The following is a 16,177-nucleotide window of genomic DNA, read 5'->3' as shown; positions in this document are numbered from 1 at the left end:
CGTGCTGATCACGCCGCTCGTATGCTCGAAGGATGACGACTTCCGCGACCTCCGGAACCGGACCCGCCGACCCCGCAGGGCCCACCGAGAACTCCATGCGTCGCGCCCTCAAACGCGCCCGGGACGGCGTCGCCCTCGACGCGTCCGAGGCCGCCGTGCTGCTCCAGGCGCGCGGCGCGCACCTCGACGCCCTCACCGCGTCCGCCGCCCGGGTCCGGGACGCGGGCCTGGAGGCGGCCGGGCGGCCCGGCGTCATCACGTACTCGAAGAGCGTCTTCGTCCCGCTGACCCGGCTGTGCCGGGACAAGTGCCACTACTGCACCTTCGTGACGGTCCCCGGCAAGCTGCGCCGGGCCGGCCACGGGATGTTCATGTCCCCGGACGAGGTGCTCGACATCGCGCGCAAGGGTGCCGCCCTCGGCTGCAAGGAAGCCCTCATCACCCTCGGCGACAAGCCCGAGGACCGCTGGCCGGAGGCCAGGGAGTGGCTGGACGCGCACGGCTACGACGACACGATCGCCTACGTCCGCGCCATCTCGATCCGCATCCTGGAGGAGACGGGTCTCCTCCCGCACCTCAACCCCGGCGTCATGACCTGGACGGACTTCCAGCGGCTCAAGCCCGTCGCGCCCTCCATGGGCATGATGCTGGAGACCACCGCGACCCGCCTGTGGTCCGAGCCCGGCGGCCCGCACCACGGCTCGCCCGACAAGGAGCCCGCCGTACGGCTGCGCGTCCTGGAGGACGCCGGGCGCTCCTCGGTGCCCTTCACCTCCGGCATCCTCATCGGCATCGGCGAGACGTACGAGGAGCGGGCCGAGTCCCTCTTCGCGCTGCGCAAGGTCTCCCGCGCCTACCACGGCATCCAGGAACTGATCATCCAGAACTTCCGCGCCAAGCCCGACACGGCGATGCGCGGCATGCCGGACGCCGAACTGGACGAACTGGTCGCCACGGTCGCCGTCGCCCGGCACATCATGGGCCCCTCCGCCTGCCTCCAGGCCCCGCCGAACCTGGTGGACGCGGAGTACGAGCGGCTGATCGGCGCGGGCGTCGACGACTGGGGCGGCGTCTCCCCGCTCACCATCGACCACGTGAACCCCGAGCGTCCCTGGCCGCAGATCGACGAACTCGCCGCGAAGTCCCGGGCGGCCGGCTTCGAGCTGCGCGAACGCCTCTGCGTGTACCCGGAGTTCGTGCGGCGCGGCGAGCCCTGGCTGGACCCGCGGCTGCGCCCGCACGTGGCGGCGCTCGCCGACCCGGAGACCGGCCTGGCCCGCGAGGACGCGGTGGTCGAGGGGCACGCCTGGCAGGAGCCGGACGAGGCGTTCACCGCCACCGGCCGCACCGACCTGCACGCCACCATCGACACCGAGGGCCGTACGTCGGACCGCCGCGACGACTTCGACGAGGTGTACGGCGACTGGGGCGCCCTGCGCGAGGCCGCCGCCCCCGGCATGGCCCCCGAGCGCATCGACACCGACGTACGCGCCGCGCTGGCCACGGCGGCCGACGACCCCACGAAGCTGACGGACGACGAGGCGCTCGCCCTGCTGCACGCCGACGGCCCGGCGCTGGACGCCCTGTGCAAGGTGGCCGACGACGTGCGCAGGTCGGTGGTCGGCGACGACGTGACGTACATCGTGACCCGCAACATCAACTTCACCAACGTCTGCTACACCGGCTGCCGTTTCTGCGCCTTCGCCCAGCGCCGCACGGACGCCGACGCCTACACGCTCTCCTTGGACCAGGTCGCCGACCGCGCCCAGCAGGCCTGGGACGTGGGCGCGGTGGAGGTCTGCATGCAGGGCGGCATCCACCCCGACCTGCCCGGCACGGCGTACTTCGACATCGCGCGGGCGGTGAAGGAGCGCGTCCCCGGCATGCACGTGCACGCCTTCTCGCCGATGGAGGTCGTCAACGGCGCCACCCGCACCGGGATGTCGGTCAGGGAGTGGCTGAGCGCCGCGAAGGAGGCGGGGCTCGACTCGGTCCCGGGCACGGCGGCGGAGATCCTCGACGACGAGGTCCGCTGGATCCTCACCAAGGGCAAGCTGCCGGCGGCCACCTGGATCGAGGTGATCGAGACCGCCCACGAGCTGGGCATCCGCTCCTCGTCCACGATGATGTACGGCCACGTCGACCAGCCCCGCCACTGGCTGGGCCACCTGCGCACGCTCGCCGGGATCCAGCAGCGCACGGGTGGCTTCACGGAGTTCGTGACGCTCCCCTTCATCCACACCAACGCGCCGGTGTACCTGGCGGGCATCGCGCGGCCCGGGCCCACCCTCCGGGACAACCGCGCGGTGACCGCGATGGCCCGCCTCCTCCTGCACCCGCACATCCCCAACATCCAGACGAGCTGGGTGAAACTGGGCACGGAGGGTGCGGCGGAGATGCTCCGCTCCGGCGCCAACGACCTGGGCGGCACCCTGATGGAGGAGACGATCTCCCGCATGGCGGGCTCGTCCTACGGGTCGTACAAGTCGGTCAAGGACCTGATCGCGGTCGCGGACGCCGCGGGCCGCCCGGCGAAGCCGCGCACCACCCTCTACGGCCCGGTCCCCGCGGAGCGGCAGCGGGCAGCGCGGGACTCGGACGGGCACCTGCCGGAGCTGCTGCCGGTCCTGGACTGAGCGGCGCGGGCGCGCAGTACGATGATCGGGCCCCCGGTGTGTCGGGGTTCTCGTAGCTGAGGAGATGCGTGCCCGTGCCTGCCCGACTTCCCTCATGGGCGTGGGTCTCCGGTCTGACCGTGGGCGCGATCGCGGCGGTGACCGTGCTGGCCGTGCAGGCGGACCAGGGGCCCCAGCCCACCGCCGTGGCGACGAAGCCGAAACCGTCGGCGTCCGCGGACGCGCACCCCACGCCGAAGGAGACCGCGCCGGCCCCGGTGCCGGAGGGCTCCGGCACCGGTCGGCGCGTCGTCTACTCGGTCGGCGAGGACCGGGTGTGGCTGGTCGACGCCAGCGACGCCACCCGGCGCTCCTTCAAGGTGTGGCCGGGCACGGTCGACCCCGACCCCGGCAAGTACAGCGTCGGCACCCGCCGCCAGGACCCGACGACGGGCTCCGACGGGGTCCGGGTCGAGCAGATCATGTACTTCACCCAGGAGGACGGCGTCTGGGTCGCCTTCTCCAACGCCGTGGACGGCTCCTCGCCGCCGCCGCCCGCCGACGGCGCCAGGACCGGCGGCATACGGCTGCCCAAGGCGGACGGCGACGCGCTCTGGGACTTCGGCACGTCCGGCACGACGGTCACCGTGGTCTCGTAGGTCACTGTCGTCTCGTGGGTCACTGTGATCTCGTGGCCTCCGCCTCGCCGGACGGCAGGTGCGCCACGATCAGCACGACGCCGCTGAACAGCAGCACCCGCGTCGCCGCGTCCAGCCCGTTCCAGTCCTCCGACTGCCACATCGCGAACCACTCCCCGCCGATCGCGAGGAAACCGGCGCCGAAGAGGAGCATCAGCATGAGCGTGCCGTAGGTGGTGAAGCGCCGCGCGGGAGCGTGCTGCCGGCGTATCCAGAGCCAGGTCGCCCAGATCAGGACGAGCGCGGCCGCGGTCTCCCACACGATGATCGCCACGTAGGCGGTGTCCTGAAGACCCTTGCTCGTGATCGCCCGCCACATCAGGTCGTCGTCCTTGAACGTCGTGTCCATCGCGAGGACGTGGTGCACGTACTGCTGGTTGTTGTCGAAGTCGGTGATGTTCCCGAGGGCCACCAGGGCGATGTAGAGGGCGAGGACCGCGGTGAGCACGGTGGAGGCGAGTAAAAGGGTGCTGCGGGGGATGTTGGTCATGGCAGCACTATTCCGAAACCGGTGGCGCGGCGAGTGGGTAGGGTCCGGAACGTGATCTCCCCGAAGCGTTCCGCCGACGAACTGCCGGGCGACCCGCGTCGGCTGAACCTGGAGTACCGGACGTGGCACTCGGCGTCTACGACCTCGGCCGGGGCGGCTGCCCGGGGCCGCTGACCGCCGGGCGCCCGCTCACGCCCCACCCGCTCACGCGGCCATCCCCAGGACCAGCGCCGCGGTGTTGAGCGCCAGGTAGCCGAGGGGGAAGGCGATGTTGTGGAAGACCCGGGCGCGGACGTGCGCGGCGAGCGCGCCGACGAAGAAGAGGGCGAGACCGGCCGCCGCCGCGGTCCCGAGCGGCCCGGCGCCCAGCAGGCCGGCCAGGAGCCCGGCGGCACCGGCCGCCTTGAGACCGGCCAGCCAAGGGAGCCACGACGCGGGGACCCCCACCTCGGCCGAGTTGGCGAGGACGAACCGGGCGCGCAGCAGGTCCGCGACGGCGATCCCGGCATTGGCGACGATCGCGGCGGCACCGACGACCACATAGGCGGTGAACACGGGCTCCCCTTCCAGCGGCAACCTGCGTCCAGCCTCACCGCCGCCCACCGCGACGTCCAATACCTGCTTCTATAACCTGGTGGAATGGATGTCGACACCCGATTGCTGCGGTACTTCGCGGCCGTGGCGGAGGAAGGCAGCCTGACCAGGGCGGCTCAGCGGCTGTACGTCTCCCAGCCCGCGCTGACCAAGCAGATCCGCCGGCTGGAGTCCGCACTCGGCACGGCCCTCTTCACGCGCTCCCGCGACGGCATGGCCCTCACCGGGTCGGGCCGGGCGCTCGCGGCCCGGGTCCCCGGCCTCCTGGCCGGGTGGGAGACGGCGCTGCGCGAGACGAGGTCCGCGGGGAGCCGGGCCGACCGCGTCCTGCGGGTCGGCTTCCTGGCCAGCGCGGCCAACGAGGCGACGCAGCCGATCATCGCCGAGTTCGCCCGGCGCCGTCCGGACTGGCGGGCCGAGATGCGGCAGGCCTCGTGGTCGAACCCGTCCGCCGGGCTCGCCGACTCGGACGTCGACGTCGCCCTGGTGCGGCTGCCGTTCCCCGGCCAGGAGGCGTTGCGGGTGGTGGAGCTGTTCAGCGAGCCCCGCTGCGTCGTGCTGCCCGAGACGCACCCGCTGGCCGGGCGCGAGACGATCGACCTCCGTGAACTGCGGGACGAGCCCTTCGTGGCCGCCCCGCCCGAGACGGGTCCCTGGCGCGCGTACTGGCTGGCCGCCGACGAGCGCGACGGCCACCCGGTCCGCGTCGGCGCCGTCACCGCGCAGCCGGACGACTGGCTCACCGCGATCGCCAACGGCTACGGCATCGCCCTCGCGCCCGAGTCGGCGTCCCGCTTCTACACCCGCCCCGGCGTCGTCCACCGCCCCGTCACCGGGGTCGGCCCCAGCCGGGTCGGCGTCGCCTGGGACCCCGCGGACGACGCCGACCCCGTCGTCCAGGACTTCGTCCGCTGCTGCCGCCTGGTGTGCGCCCGCACGTGAACGTTTCCACACCGTTCCGGCCCTGACCGACCACTTCTGTTCGCATACAGTGCTGGACGTCGTACGTACGGACAGTGGTGTGGACAGTGCCGAGGGGAGGTCCGGGTGGGCGGGACAGCCGGCGCCGTCTGGGGGCGTGCCGAGCAGCAGGACTTCCGCAGCCGGGTGCGCGGGACGCTGCTCGGCGTGGCCGTCGGGGACGCCCTCGGCTCGCCCGTCGACCCGCTCGCCCTCGAGGCGATCCGGGCGGCCCACGGCCCCGAAGGGCTGGCCGACCTGGCCGCCGCCCACGGCCGGCGCGGTGCCGTCACCCACCTCACCCAGCTCACCCTGTTCTCGGTCGACGGGCTGATCCGCGCCCAGGTGCGGCGCGACACCGGCGCCTGGCATCCGCCGACCGACCTGCACCGGGCCTACCGGCGCTGGGCCGCCACCCAGCGCGACTGGGGGCCCGACCTGCGGCGCAAGGACGACGGCTGGCTGGCCCACGAGGAGTGGCTGTACGTCCGCCGGGGCGCCCCGCGCGCGCTGCTGCTCGGTCTCGGCGACGAGACGATGGGCACCCCCGAGGCGCCCAAGAACCCCGGCGAGCGCGGCCCCGAGGCCGCCGCCCGCTCGGCGCCGTTCGGGCTCCTGGTCGGCTGGGAGCCGCAGTTGGTCGCCCAGCTCGCCGTGGAGTGCGCGGCGCAGACCCACGGCCACCCCACCGGCTACCTGGCGGCGGGCGCGTACGCCGTGATCGTGCACGGGCTGGCCCGCGGCGAGAGCCTGGACGCCGCCGTGCAGCGGGCCCTGGCGCTGCTCGTCGCCCGGCCGGGGCACGAGCCCGTGACGGACGCCCTGCAGCACGCGCTGGGCGCGGTACGGCAAGGGCTGCCGAGCCCGGCCCGGGTGACCGAGCTGATCGGCGCGGGCACGGGCACGGCGGAGGGCCTGGTCGCCGCCGCCGTGTACTGCGCCCTCGTCGGCGAGGACGTACGGCACGGGCTGCGGCTCGCCGTGAACCACGACGGCGCCTCGGCGGCGGCCGGCGCCCTGACCGGCGGCCTGCTCGGCGCGCTGCACGGCGAGACGGCGCTGCCCCCGGCCTGGCTGGCCGAACTGGAGGGCCGGCCCACCGTCCTGGAACTGGCCGACGACTTCGCCATGGAGATGACCCAGGGCCCCGCGCTCCACGGCCCGGCGGGTTCCTCCCCGGGCTGGCTGACGCGGTACCCACGGGCGTAGCCCCGGCGGAACAGTCACGTTTCGAGAAGCGGTGGTCCGTGCGCCCCGGCTAGCGTGGCAGCCATGGACATCAGCATTCACACCACCGTCCTTCCGCACGACGACCCGGACGCGTCCCTGGCCTTCTACCGGGACGTCCTCGGCTTCGAGGTCCGCAAGGACGTCGGGAACGGCAAGATGCGCTGGATCACGGTCGGACCGGCCGACCAGCCGGACGTCTCGCTGCTCCTGTCGCCGCCCGCCGTGGACCCCGGCATCACCGACGGCGAGCGCCGCACCATCGCCGAGATGATGGCCAAGGGCACCTACGGGTGGATCCTCCTGGCCACCGAGGACCTCGACGGCACCTTCGAGAAGGTGCGCGCCGGGAACACCGAGATCGTCCAGGAGCCGACCGAGCAGCCGTACGGCATCCGGGACTGCGCCTTCCGGGACCCGGCCGGCAACCAGATCCGCATCCAGGAACTGCGCTGAACCGGCCGGCCGGTGACCACGACCCGCGGTCACCGGCCGAGCGGCCTTCTTCTGACAGCCCCTAGTCGCCCACCCGGCTGCGGCCCACCGCGTCGTCCGCCCCGCCCGCGGGCGTCGGGATCGCGGCCGCCGCGCCGGCGGAGTCGCCGTCCCCGTCCGTGTTGACGCGCTCGATGATCGCCAGCCGCTCCGGGGTGTCCTCCGGTTTCAGGTAGCCGATCGCGATGTACAGGACCAGCGAGACCGCCAGCGGGACGGAGACCTGGTACTCCAGGGGCACCCCGCCGTCCACGCTCCAGTTGATCGGGTAGTTGACCAGCCAGAACGCCACCAGGCCCAGGCCCCAGCTGGTGAGCGCCGCCGTCGGGCCCGAGCGGCGGAAGGGCCGCAGCAGACCGAGCATCATCGGGATCGCGATCGGGCCCATCAGCCCGGCGACCCACTTGATCACGACGGTGATGATGTCCTTGAACGTCGGCGAGTCGACCTGCGTCGCCACAGCCATCGAAAGACCGAGGAAGATCACCGTCGTCAGCCGGGCCGCCAGCAGCCCGGACCGCTGCCCCCAGCCGCGCGCCCGCTTCGACAGCACCGGCGCCACGTCACGGGTGAACACGGCCGCGATGGCGTTCGCGTCCGAGGAGCACATGGCCATGGTGTGCGAGAAGAAGCCGACGATGACCAGGCCGAGCAGCCCGTGCGGCAGCAGTTGCTCGGTCATCAGGGCGTAGGAGTCGGAACCGTCCGCCTTCTGCGACTCCACCAGCAGCGGTGACATCCACATCGGGAAGAACAGCACCAGCGGCCAGACCAGCCACAGCACCGCCGACAGCCGCGCCCCCCGCGTGGCCTCGCGGGCGTTGGCCGTGGCCATGTAGCGCTGGGCCTGGTTGAGCATGCCGCCGTTGTACTCGAAGAGCTTGATGAAGAGGAAGGCCAGCAGGAACACCGTCCCGTACGGGCCGACCAGCGGTTTCCCGTGGCCCTGGAGGGCGGGCTCGTCCCAGACGCCGAAGAAGCCGCCGTGGTCGCCGAGCTTCATGACGACGGCCACGAACATCGCGACCCCGGCCAGCAGCTGGATGATGAACTGCCCCAGCTCCGTCAGCGCGTCCGCCCACAGACCGCCGATCGTGCAGTAGATGCCCGTGATGACGCCGGTGATCAGGATGCCCTGGTTGAGCGTGATGCCGGTGAAGACCGACAGGAGCGTGGCGATGGCCGCCCACTTCGCGGCCACGTCCACGATCTTCAGCAGCATGCCGGACCAGGCCAGCGCCTGCTGGGTGGGCAGGTTGTACCGGTTCTTCAGGTACTCCAGCGGCGAGGCCACGTGCAGCCGGGAGCGCAGCCGGTTGATGCGCGGCGCGAACAGCTTGGAGCCGATCGCGACGCCGAGTGCGATGGGGAACGACCACGTCACGAAGGACGTGACGCCGTAGGTGTAGGCGATGCCGGCGTAGCCGGTGAACATCACCGCGCTGTAGCCCGACATGTGGTGCGAGATGCCGGACAGCCACCACGGCATCTTGCCGCCGGCCGTGAAGAAGTCGCTGACGTCGTCGACGCGTTTGTGCGACCAGACACCGATCGCCACCATGACGGCGAAGTAGCCGATGAGCACGGACCAGTCGAGACCGTTCATGTGCCCCCTTCCGGGGTCCGCCTTGTGAACTCCGCTCAGCTGGTTGGCACTTCGCACGAGCGGGGTAGGGGCGTGGCAGGCCGCGAAGTGCCCGCTCATCGTGGGTGCGACGACGCGGGCACGACAAGGAAGCGGAAGGTCAAGAGGGAGTAAAAAGGTTCGACTTGCTGACCTGTGTTCACCTACATGAACGTCAGTGGGGGTGTCCGGTGCCCGGGGCCGGCCGTCCGGTCCGCTACTTCAGCTCGTCCGGGCACGGCGTGCCCCGCTTCAGGCCGTACGGCGCCGACAGCCGGTACGTGCCCGCCTCGGGCGCGACGAGCGTCGTCCACACGTCGCCGTCGGCGGTCTCCTCGGTCTCCGTCAGACAGCCGTTGACGTTGTCGTACGTCTTCGGCGTGCCGTCGGGGGCGTCCTTGGAGGCCTCCGTCTCCCGGGGCGGCTCGAGCTTGTTGCCCTCCTCGTCGACGAGGCTCAGCCACGGCGAGTACGGCATCCGGATCAGGATGCGGCCGGGCTCCTTCACGTCGATGGTCCACTCGTCCTGCTCGGCCCGCTGGACGACGGCGTCGGGTTCGGCCAGCGGCGTCGGGTCGAGCACCTGGAACAGCTGCCAGTTGGCGTCGCCCCAGATCTGCTTCAGGTACGGCAGGCCCCGCTGCAGCAGCTCCCGCTCGCGCTTGCCGCCGTCGCCGTCCGGCTCGCCCTTGGGCAGCACCACGTAGTGCACCGCCCAGCGCTTCAGCCACTCGTGGTAGTTCGCCGAGTTGAGCGTGTCGTCGTAGAAGAGCGGGTTGCGCTCCATGTCGGCCTGGCGGGTCCAGCCGCGGGCCAGGTTCACGTACGGCGCCAGCGCCGACGCCTCCCGGTGGGAGCGGGCCGGCACGGCCTCCACCCGGCCCCGCCCCGCGCCGACCTCCTGGAGCTCGTTGACGAGCGGCGCCAGCTCGCGCGCCCAGGAGGCGGCGGGCTGGGTGTGGACGGCGTCGTCGGCCGACTTGAAGCCGATCCAGACCACGAAGCCGACGATCGAGACCACCAGCGCGTACCACTTGCGCGACTTCACCACCGTGAACGGCAGCGCCGCGACCAGCGCCACCCCGGCGAAGAGCATCGGCAGGCGCGTGATGTTGGAGCCGATCTGCGAGCTGATCAGCCAGACCAGCAGCACGGACAGGCCGTAGACCGCCGTCGTGATCCGCACCGTCTTCCAGGTGCTCGGCACCAGCCAGTAGATCAGGCCCGAGTACACGATCGGCAGCACCGTTGAGCCGAACCCCATCGGCTGCGTGCCGGAGAAGGGGAACAGCACCGCCGACAGCGCGACGACCACGCTCGGGGCCACGCCCAGCGCCCAGGCCCCCGGGCGGCGCTTCTGCAGGAACAGGGCGACCGCCACCAGGCCCACGAACAGCCCCGAGACCGGCGAGGCCATCGTGGACAGCGCGGCCAGCGGCGCCGCGCACAGCCCCTTGGCCCAGCGCTCGTGCCGCCACCGGTGGGGCCAGCAGAACACCGCGGCGACCGCGCCGAGTCCGAACATCATGCCGAGCCCGAACGTCACCCGCCCCGACACCGCGTTGCCCAGCAGCGCGAAGAGCCCCGCCAGCGAGGCCCACAGCGGATTGCGGACCACCCGGCTGCGGATCAGGACCATCGTCAGCAGCCCGGCCGACACCGTGCCCGCGATCATCATCGTGGTGCGCACGCCGAGCACCGACATCAGGTACGGCGAGATCACGCTGTACGACACCGGGTGCATGCCGCCGTACCAGGCGAGGTTGTACGCCGAGGCCGGGTGCCGGCCGACGAACTCGGCCCACGCGTCCTGCGCCGCCAGGTCGCCGCCACTGTTCGCGAAGGTGAAGAACCACGCTATGTGGAGCACCCCGGCCAGGGCGGTCACGGACAGCACCGGATGGCGCAGCATGCGCTCGCGCAGGGCCAGGAAGGCGGCGTTCACCGCCGAGGGCGCTTCCGGCTCGGCGGGCGGCCGCCGCCCGGCAGTCCGGGACTCACCGTCGTCCCTGCGGGGCGCGGGTACGCGTGGTCGCGGGTCGGCTCCCGAACCCGGATCGGCGTCGTCGGCGCGTGTCGGCTCCGCAGTGGCCACCTGAAGGCACTCCCCGTGTCCCGTCTTCTTCTTTGGGCCGTGTCCCGTTCCCGCGACCGGCGACTGCCCCGTTTGGCGACGCTAGCACGCGCCGCCGCACCGCTGCCTCCTCCCTTTCGGCACCTCCGGGGACGCGAACGCCCCCGCGGCCGGGTGACCGCGGGGGCGGGGAGCGCGGGGCGTGGCCGCGGCCCGGACGGGCCGGCCGTCAGCCCAGCCGGGTCAGCTTGTCCGTGAACCCCGGTTCGACGAGGTCCTCGCCCAGGGCCACCGGCACCTTCACCGCGCCGCTGGTACCGCCGTCGCCGACCGTGAGGGTGCCCACCTTGGTCCCGGCCTTCGCCGTGTGCGGCACCTCGTCCGCGGTGAACGTCAGCTTCACGGTCAGCCCGCCCCAGCCGACCGCCTTGACGTCCTGCGTGGCGACGACCGGCGTCCGGCCGCCGAGGCCGTCGTCGACGTACCCGACGACGCTGCCCTTCTTGATGATCGTCGACGACTTCAGGGTGTCCTGCGCCGCCCGGATCAACTCGTCGCTCGCGTCCAGCGCCGCGTCGAGGATGCCCCCGCCGACGTCCGGCTGGCGCACCACGGCTCCGACGATGGTCCGGGTCTCGCCGCCGACCTCCTTCTTCGCCGCGAAGACGAGGTTGCCGAGCGCGGAGGTGGTGGTGCCGGTCTTGATGCCGACGACTCCGTTGTGACCGACCAGCTGGTTCCAGTTGCCGTGGTTCTCGCCCTTGTAGTCGTTGTACGACATCATCGCCGCGACCTCGCGGAAGGCGGGCTCCTTCATCGCGGCCTTGGCCAGCTTCACCTGGTCCACGGCCGTGCTCACCGTCGTGTTGTTCAGCCCCGACGGGTCGGTGTACGTGGTGTTGGTCATGCCGAGGTCCTTGGCGGTGGCGTTCATCTTCTCCACGAACGCCTTCTCCGACCCCGCGTCCCAGCGGGCGAGGAGACGCGCCACGTTGTTCGCGGACGCGATCAGGATGGCCTGCAGGGCCTCGCGCTGGGAGATCGAGTCGCCCGCGAAGACGTCGACCGTCGACTCCTGACCGGCCTGGGACTGGTCCTCCGCCGCCTGGTCGATCTTGATCTTCGGGCCCTCGGCGCCGCTCTTGAGCGGGTGGTCGCGCAGGACGAGGTACGCGGTCATGACCTTGGCCACGCTCGCGATCGGCACGGGCTTCTGGTCGCCGGACGAACCGAACGAGCCGATGCCCTGCACGTCGAGCGCGGCCTGACCGCTCTCGGGCCACGGGATCTGCGGCTTGCCGCCGTCGAACGAGAAGCTGTCCTGCGCCGTGAGGTCGAGGGTCGGCGCGGGCAGCGGGCGCATGGACTGCACGACGCCGAAGACGATCACCAGCAGGATGACCAGCGGCGTCCAGATCTTGACCCGGCGCACCGTCGTCCGCAGCGGGGTCTCCGGCGGCGGCGGCGTGTTCGTCAGCTCCGCCAGCAGGTCCAGCGGCGGCTTGGGCGGCAGCGGCTGCTGGGTGGTCCGGTCGGGCCCGACGTGCGACCTGGCGGCGGTCACCCCCGTACGGGGCGCCGGTGACGCCTTCGGAGCGTCGCCGGGAGGCGTCCGGGACTCCGAGGGCTTACGGGTCGCCGGTTCGTCCGGGTTCCGCAACGCCACGAACTTGCTGGTCCGCTCGGCGTCGCCCTCGGACCGTGCGGGGGCGTCGCTCTCCTGCCCGGACTTCTGCTCGGCCTTCTTGGCGGCGGAGGCGGCGTCCCCCAGCTTCAGCATGGTCGTCGGCTGGTCGACGGCGGGCTTGCCCGGCCGCGGCGCCTTGAACACGGCGGTGGGCTGATCGACCGGCGGGGGGCCGTCGTCGGCGTCGGTGCCGGGGTCGCCACCGTCTGTGTCGCCGTCGCCGTCGCCGTCGCCGTCGCCGTCACGGCCGGACGCCGCCTGCGCGTCGGGGGCCGGCTCGGGGTCCGCCTTCGCTTCCGGGGCGGCCTTCGGCTCCCGGTCCGGCCTCACATCCGGGGCCGGACCCGCGTCCGTGCCGGAGTCCGAGTCGGGGGTGGCGCCGGCTTCGGCGTCAGTGCCCGGGGCCGAGTCGGCTGCGGCGGACGATCCCTCGTCCCCGTCCGATGCGGAGCCCGCGGCCGAGGCCGCGTCCACGTCCGCGTCGGGGCCCTTGTCCGAGCCCCTGTCGGAACCCGTGCCCGATGCGCCGTCGGCGGCGTCCCCGTCGGCCTGCTCGGCCTGCTCGGCCCTTTCGGTGTCCTGCGGGGTGGCGGCCTCATGGCCCAGCCCGTCCCCGGCGTCCTCGGGCGCCTCGGTGTCCTGGTCGTCCTGGTCGCCGTCCCGCGGCGACTCCGCCGCGTCCCGCGAGCCCTCGAGCCGCGCGTTGGCGGCGGCGCGCTCGTCCGCGGTGGCCACCCAGGCCGCGACGGCGTCCCTGAGCCGGCCGTCGCTCCCGGCGGCGGGTGCCGCGTCATCGGCCTCGGACCCCTCCGGAGCGGCGGCAGACGCCTCGGCGGCGTCCTCGCCGGAGGACTCCGGTTCCCGTTCCGGCTCCGACTCGCGGACCGACAACACGCGGGTGGCCGTGTCGACGCCACCGCGGGACCCGGTACCGGTCCCCGCGGAGCGCTTCGCGTCCTCCCGGGCCACCGCCAGCCGCGGATCACGCCGCTCGCTCGCCTCGGTCCTGGCTTCGGGAACCGGACCCGCGCTCCCCGACGTCGGTTCTTCCGACGACTCGCGCTGCTTCGAACTGTCGGGGGACTCGCCCGCCACCGATGCCTCCTCCATGCGCCGCACGTCCTGTGCGCGCTGCCGAACCCGTACCGAAACCATTTACCAGTGTCCTGTGTACGGGTGGAACCCACGCGGAAGACGAGAACGACATACCTACTGGTTCCACTACGAAGCGGTCACGCACCCTCGACAGACCAATGTGAGAGGGGTCACCCTGTCTGTCATCCACGCGGGGAGGCATGGATGGGCAGGAGCCGCAGAACACTTCCGGAGGAGCTTCTGCTGCTGGCGTTGGACCCGACCACGGGTACCACCGCACAGCCGCAGTCGCTCGACCTCGGTCTGGCCGGAGCACAGCTGGTGGAGCTGGCGCTGGCCGGACGGATAGCCCCAGACGGGGATCGTATCGCCGTGGTGGCCCCACGGCCGACAGGAGATCCAACACTGGACTGCGCGTTGGAGTTGCTGCGAAGGCGTGGCGCTCCGGTACGGGCGGTCAACTGGATTGGCGGACCCCGCCTGGGGCTGCGCCAGACCTATCTCTCGCATCTGGAGCGATGCGGCATGGTGCATGCCGTGGAGGGCCAGATGTGCGGGGTGTTGCCGACGACTCGCTACCAGGCGACGGACACGGCGATCAGCAGGGAGATCAAGGCCCGGCTGGACTCGGCGATCCGCACCGGCGTTCCGCCGGACCCGCGGACCGCGGCGCTCGCCGCGCTGGCCCACGCGGTCGGACTCGGCAAGCACCTCTACCCGGGCAACGAAGGACGCTCGTCGCGGTCCCGGCTGCGGGACCTCATCAGGCACGACCCCATGGGCGGTCTGGTGGCGCACGCGGTGATGGACGTCCAGAACGGCGCTGCGGCACAGCCACGCCGCAGCCCGGCCCCGGCCGGCCGCCAGGCCCCGGGACCGGGGGCCAGGCCCGCCCCGGAACCCGCCCGCGGCGTTCCGGCGCAACCGCGCCACGGATCCATGGCGCGGGCGGCGGTCCACTAGCCCGACGGGCGCACCGCACAGCACCGCAGCACCCGCACGACCGCACCACAGCACCGCCGCACCGCCAGTCCCCAAGCCCGGTCACGGGAGCCGCAGGTCCGCGCGGGGTGGCGGAACCGACCGCACGTCCGGCCCACCCGGACCGCGGAAAGGTTCCGCCACCCCGCGCGGCCGCATGCCGGGGTGGCGCCCCGAACTGGCGTGTACGCGGCGCATATCGACCGTTTCCCAGCGGTAGAAAGCACCTTGGTGGCAGTCTGCTCAGCAGCAGATACACAAAGTGGCAAGTATGAGTCACGCAGCCGGAGGTGCACGTCCCGTGGCGTCGAGTGTCAATCCCACCGTAAGGCGGCGTCGGCTGGGCCAGGAGCTGCGCCGGCTCCGTGAGCTCAAGGGCATGACGGCCGAGGAGGTCGCCGAGCGGCTGCTGGTCTCCCAGTCGAAGATCAGCCGCCTGGAGAACGGCCGGCGCAGCATCAGCCAGCGGGACGTCCGCGACCTGTGCGGGGTCTACGAGGTCGAGGACCAGCGGATCGTCGACTCGCTGATGCAGATGGCGAAGGACTCGCGTCAGCAGGGCTGGTGGCACGCCTTCGGGGACATCCCGTACAGCGTCTACATCGGCCTGGAGACCGACGCGGAGTCGCTGCGGACCTACGAACCCCAGATCATCACCGGCCTGTTGCAGACCCGGCCCTATGCCGAGGCCCTCATCCAGGGCGCGTTGCCCGAGACGTCCGTCGCCGACGTGGAGAAACGGGTGCAGGTCCGCATACGGCGGCAGGAGCGCATCTCCGCCGGCCACAACCCGCTGCGGCTGTGGGTGGTCCTCGACGAGGCCAGCCTGCGCCGGGTGGTGGGCAGCAGGCAGGTGATGCGGGAGCAGCTGGAGCACGTCGCCGAGATGTCGCAGCTGCCGCACATCACCGTGCAGGTGCTGCCCTTCGACGTCGGGGCGCACCCCGGCATCAACGGCCAGTACTCCATCCTGGAGTTCGCCGACACGGCCGACTCCAGCGTGGTGTACATCGAGGGCGTGACCAGCGACCTGTACCTGGAGAAGGCGCCGGACGTGCAGAAGTACACGGTGATGTACGAGCACCTGCGGGCCCAGGCCCTGAACGTGGAGCAGTCGCGGCAGCGCATCGAGGACGTGGCGAAGGAGTACGCACGCTGAGCGGTGCGGCATGTTACACCCCTGCCGCGATGTACTGGAAGACTCGCCTGGAATATGCCATCCGGACGAGTGAATGGCTGCTCCGTACGGGATGGCCAGCGAGTAGCGTCGATCACGCCAAAGATCAAACGTCATTGGCGTAAACCACACTCGCGACTCGCCATCGGAGCAGACATGGCAATTCTTCAGGGCGCCCAGGAATCGTGGACCAAGTCCTCCTACTCCGGAGGAAACGGCGCGTGCGTCGAAGTCAGGTCACCGCTCGTGGCGGCACTCGCCGTCCGCGACTCCAAGGTGACCGGCGGACCGGTCCTCGCGTTCCCCGCCGACGCGTGGACCGCCTTCGTGACCTCGGTCAAGGAGTAACGCCGCCACGCGTCACCCGCCGGTACCACCGACGGAGCCCTCTCGACCAGTTCGCCGACCTTGCCGAGAGGGCGCCCGCCGGGGCCCGGTTCAGCTCAGCTCGACCCCGCTC

14 protein-coding genes are annotated in these 16,177 nt (G+C 72.0%); 9 read left to right on the top strand and 5 right to left on the bottom strand.

Translation table 11 applies throughout. The annotated features are described in order from the left end of the window. The first annotated feature begins 32 nt into the window (after positions 1-32). A complete protein-coding gene (locus Sru02f_RS35540; RefSeq protein WP_109035509.1) occupies positions 33-2,636 on the top strand; it encodes a bifunctional FO biosynthesis protein CofGH in 2,604 nt (867 codons plus the stop codon). 74 nt (positions 2,637-2,710) lie between these two features. Then, positions 2,711-3,274: a hypothetical protein gene (locus Sru02f_RS35535; RefSeq protein ID WP_174855216.1), complete on the top strand. Its 564-nt coding sequence runs from the start codon at positions 2,711-2,713 to the stop codon at positions 3,272-3,274. A 19-nt stretch (positions 3,275-3,293) separates the two neighbouring features. Here the strand turns inward: Sru02f_RS35535 and Sru02f_RS35530 are convergent, their stop codons facing one another. Continuing rightward, positions 3,294-3,803 (bottom strand): DUF2165 domain-containing protein, encoded by a 510-nt coding sequence (locus tag Sru02f_RS35530; protein WP_003974551.1) that lies wholly within the window; start codon positions 3,801-3,803, stop codon positions 3,294-3,296. 51 nt (positions 3,804-3,854) lie between these two features. On the opposite strand from Sru02f_RS35530, the gene Sru02f_RS35525 reads away from it, so the two are divergent. Continuing rightward, positions 3,855-3,977 carry a hypothetical protein gene (locus Sru02f_RS35525; RefSeq protein ID WP_275413798.1) on the top strand — a complete coding sequence of 41 codons (123 nt, stop codon included), beginning with the start codon at positions 3,855-3,857 and terminating at the stop codon, positions 3,975-3,977. Positions 3,978-4,007: 30 nt separating this feature from the next. On the opposite strand, the gene Sru02f_RS35520 is transcribed toward Sru02f_RS35525, so the two are convergent. Further along, a complete protein-coding gene (locus tag Sru02f_RS35520) occupies positions 4,008-4,358 on the bottom strand; it encodes a DoxX family protein (RefSeq protein ID WP_174855217.1) in 351 nt (116 codons plus the stop codon). A gap of 84 nt (positions 4,359-4,442) precedes the next feature. Between Sru02f_RS35520 and Sru02f_RS35515 the strand changes: the two genes are divergently transcribed. The 3 genes from Sru02f_RS35515 (at position 4,443) to Sru02f_RS35505 (ending at position 7,040) form a co-directional block, all read left to right on the top strand. Further along, positions 4,443-5,339 carry a LysR family transcriptional regulator gene (locus Sru02f_RS35515; RefSeq protein WP_109035515.1) on the top strand — a complete coding sequence of 299 codons (897 nt, stop codon included), beginning with the start codon at positions 4,443-4,445 and terminating at the stop codon, positions 5,337-5,339. 105 nt (positions 5,340-5,444) lie between these two features. Continuing rightward, positions 5,445-6,566: an ADP-ribosylglycohydrolase family protein gene (locus Sru02f_RS35510; RefSeq protein ID WP_109035517.1), complete on the top strand. Its 1,122-nt coding sequence runs from the start codon at positions 5,445-5,447 to the stop codon at positions 6,564-6,566. Positions 6,567-6,629: 63 nt separating this feature from the next. Continuing rightward, positions 6,630-7,040: a VOC family protein gene (locus tag Sru02f_RS35505; RefSeq protein WP_003974546.1), complete on the top strand. Its 411-nt coding sequence runs from the start codon at positions 6,630-6,632 to the stop codon at positions 7,038-7,040. Between the two features lie 61 nt (positions 7,041-7,101). Here Sru02f_RS35505 and Sru02f_RS35500 read toward each other — a convergent pair whose 3' ends face one another. The 3 genes from Sru02f_RS35500 to Sru02f_RS35490 form a co-directional block, all read right to left on the bottom strand. Continuing rightward, on the bottom strand, positions 7,102-8,685 hold the full coding sequence (locus tag Sru02f_RS35500; protein ID WP_109035519.1) for a sodium:solute symporter family protein: 1,584 nt from the start codon (positions 8,683-8,685) through the stop codon (positions 7,102-7,104). A gap of 235 nt (positions 8,686-8,920) precedes the next feature. Then, on the bottom strand, positions 8,921-10,798 hold the full coding sequence (locus Sru02f_RS35495; RefSeq protein WP_109035521.1) for an MFS transporter: 1,878 nt from the start codon (positions 10,796-10,798) through the stop codon (positions 8,921-8,923). A gap of 208 nt (positions 10,799-11,006) precedes the next feature. Next, complete coding sequence (locus Sru02f_RS35490) at positions 11,007-13,574, bottom strand: serine hydrolase (protein WP_244941934.1); 2,568 nt, start codon at positions 13,572-13,574, stop codon at positions 11,007-11,009. Between the two features lie 189 nt (positions 13,575-13,763). Here Sru02f_RS35490 and Sru02f_RS35485 point away from each other — a divergent pair, with 189 nt between their 5' ends. The 3 genes from Sru02f_RS35485 (at position 13,764) to Sru02f_RS35475 (ending at position 16,065) form a co-directional block, all read left to right on the top strand. Next, positions 13,764-14,522 (top strand): GOLPH3/VPS74 family protein, encoded by a 759-nt coding sequence (locus Sru02f_RS35485; protein ID WP_003974541.1) that lies wholly within the window; start codon positions 13,764-13,766, stop codon positions 14,520-14,522. A 319-nt stretch (positions 14,523-14,841) separates the two neighbouring features. Next, positions 14,842-15,699: a helix-turn-helix domain-containing protein gene (locus Sru02f_RS35480; RefSeq protein WP_164271025.1), complete on the top strand. Its 858-nt coding sequence runs from the start codon at positions 14,842-14,844 to the stop codon at positions 15,697-15,699. A 174-nt stretch (positions 15,700-15,873) separates the two neighbouring features. Next, the gene (locus tag Sru02f_RS35475) at positions 15,874-16,065 is read left to right on the top strand and encodes a DUF397 domain-containing protein (protein ID WP_003974539.1); all 192 of its coding nucleotides are present in this window, start codon (positions 15,874-15,876) and stop codon (positions 16,063-16,065) included. Positions 16,066-16,177: the final 112 nt, after the last annotated feature.

Origin of the sequence: Streptomyces rubrogriseus, from assembly GCF_027947575.1 — a bacterium.
Taxonomy (GTDB): Bacteria; Actinomycetota; Actinomycetes; order Streptomycetales; family Streptomycetaceae; genus Streptomyces; species Streptomyces rubrogriseus.
Note: the sequence above shows the minus strand (reverse complement) of the source record. Positions and strands in the feature narration are given on the sequence as shown.

Coding starts and splice junctions, on each gene's coding strand:
- Sru02f_RS35540 (WP_109035509.1), top strand. CDS start 33: ATGACGACTTCCGCGACCTCCGGAACCGGACCCGCCGACCCCGCAGGG.
- Sru02f_RS35530 (WP_003974551.1), bottom strand. CDS start 3,803: ATGACCAACATCCCCCGCAGCACCCTTTTACTCGCCTCCACCGTGCTC.
- Sru02f_RS35515 (WP_109035515.1), top strand. CDS start 4,443: ATGGATGTCGACACCCGATTGCTGCGGTACTTCGCGGCCGTGGCGGAG.
- Sru02f_RS35505 (WP_003974546.1), top strand. CDS start 6,630: ATGGACATCAGCATTCACACCACCGTCCTTCCGCACGACGACCCGGAC.
- Sru02f_RS35500 (WP_109035519.1), bottom strand. CDS start 8,685: ATGAACGGTCTCGACTGGTCCGTGCTCATCGGCTACTTCGCCGTCATG.
- Sru02f_RS35490 (WP_244941934.1), bottom strand. CDS start 13,574: ATGGAGGAGGCATCGGTGGCGGGCGAGTCCCCCGACAGTTCGAAGCAG.
- Sru02f_RS35485 (WP_003974541.1), top strand. CDS start 13,764: ATGGGCAGGAGCCGCAGAACACTTCCGGAGGAGCTTCTGCTGCTGGCG.
- Sru02f_RS35475 (WP_003974539.1), top strand. CDS start 15,874: ATGGCAATTCTTCAGGGCGCCCAGGAATCGTGGACCAAGTCCTCCTAC.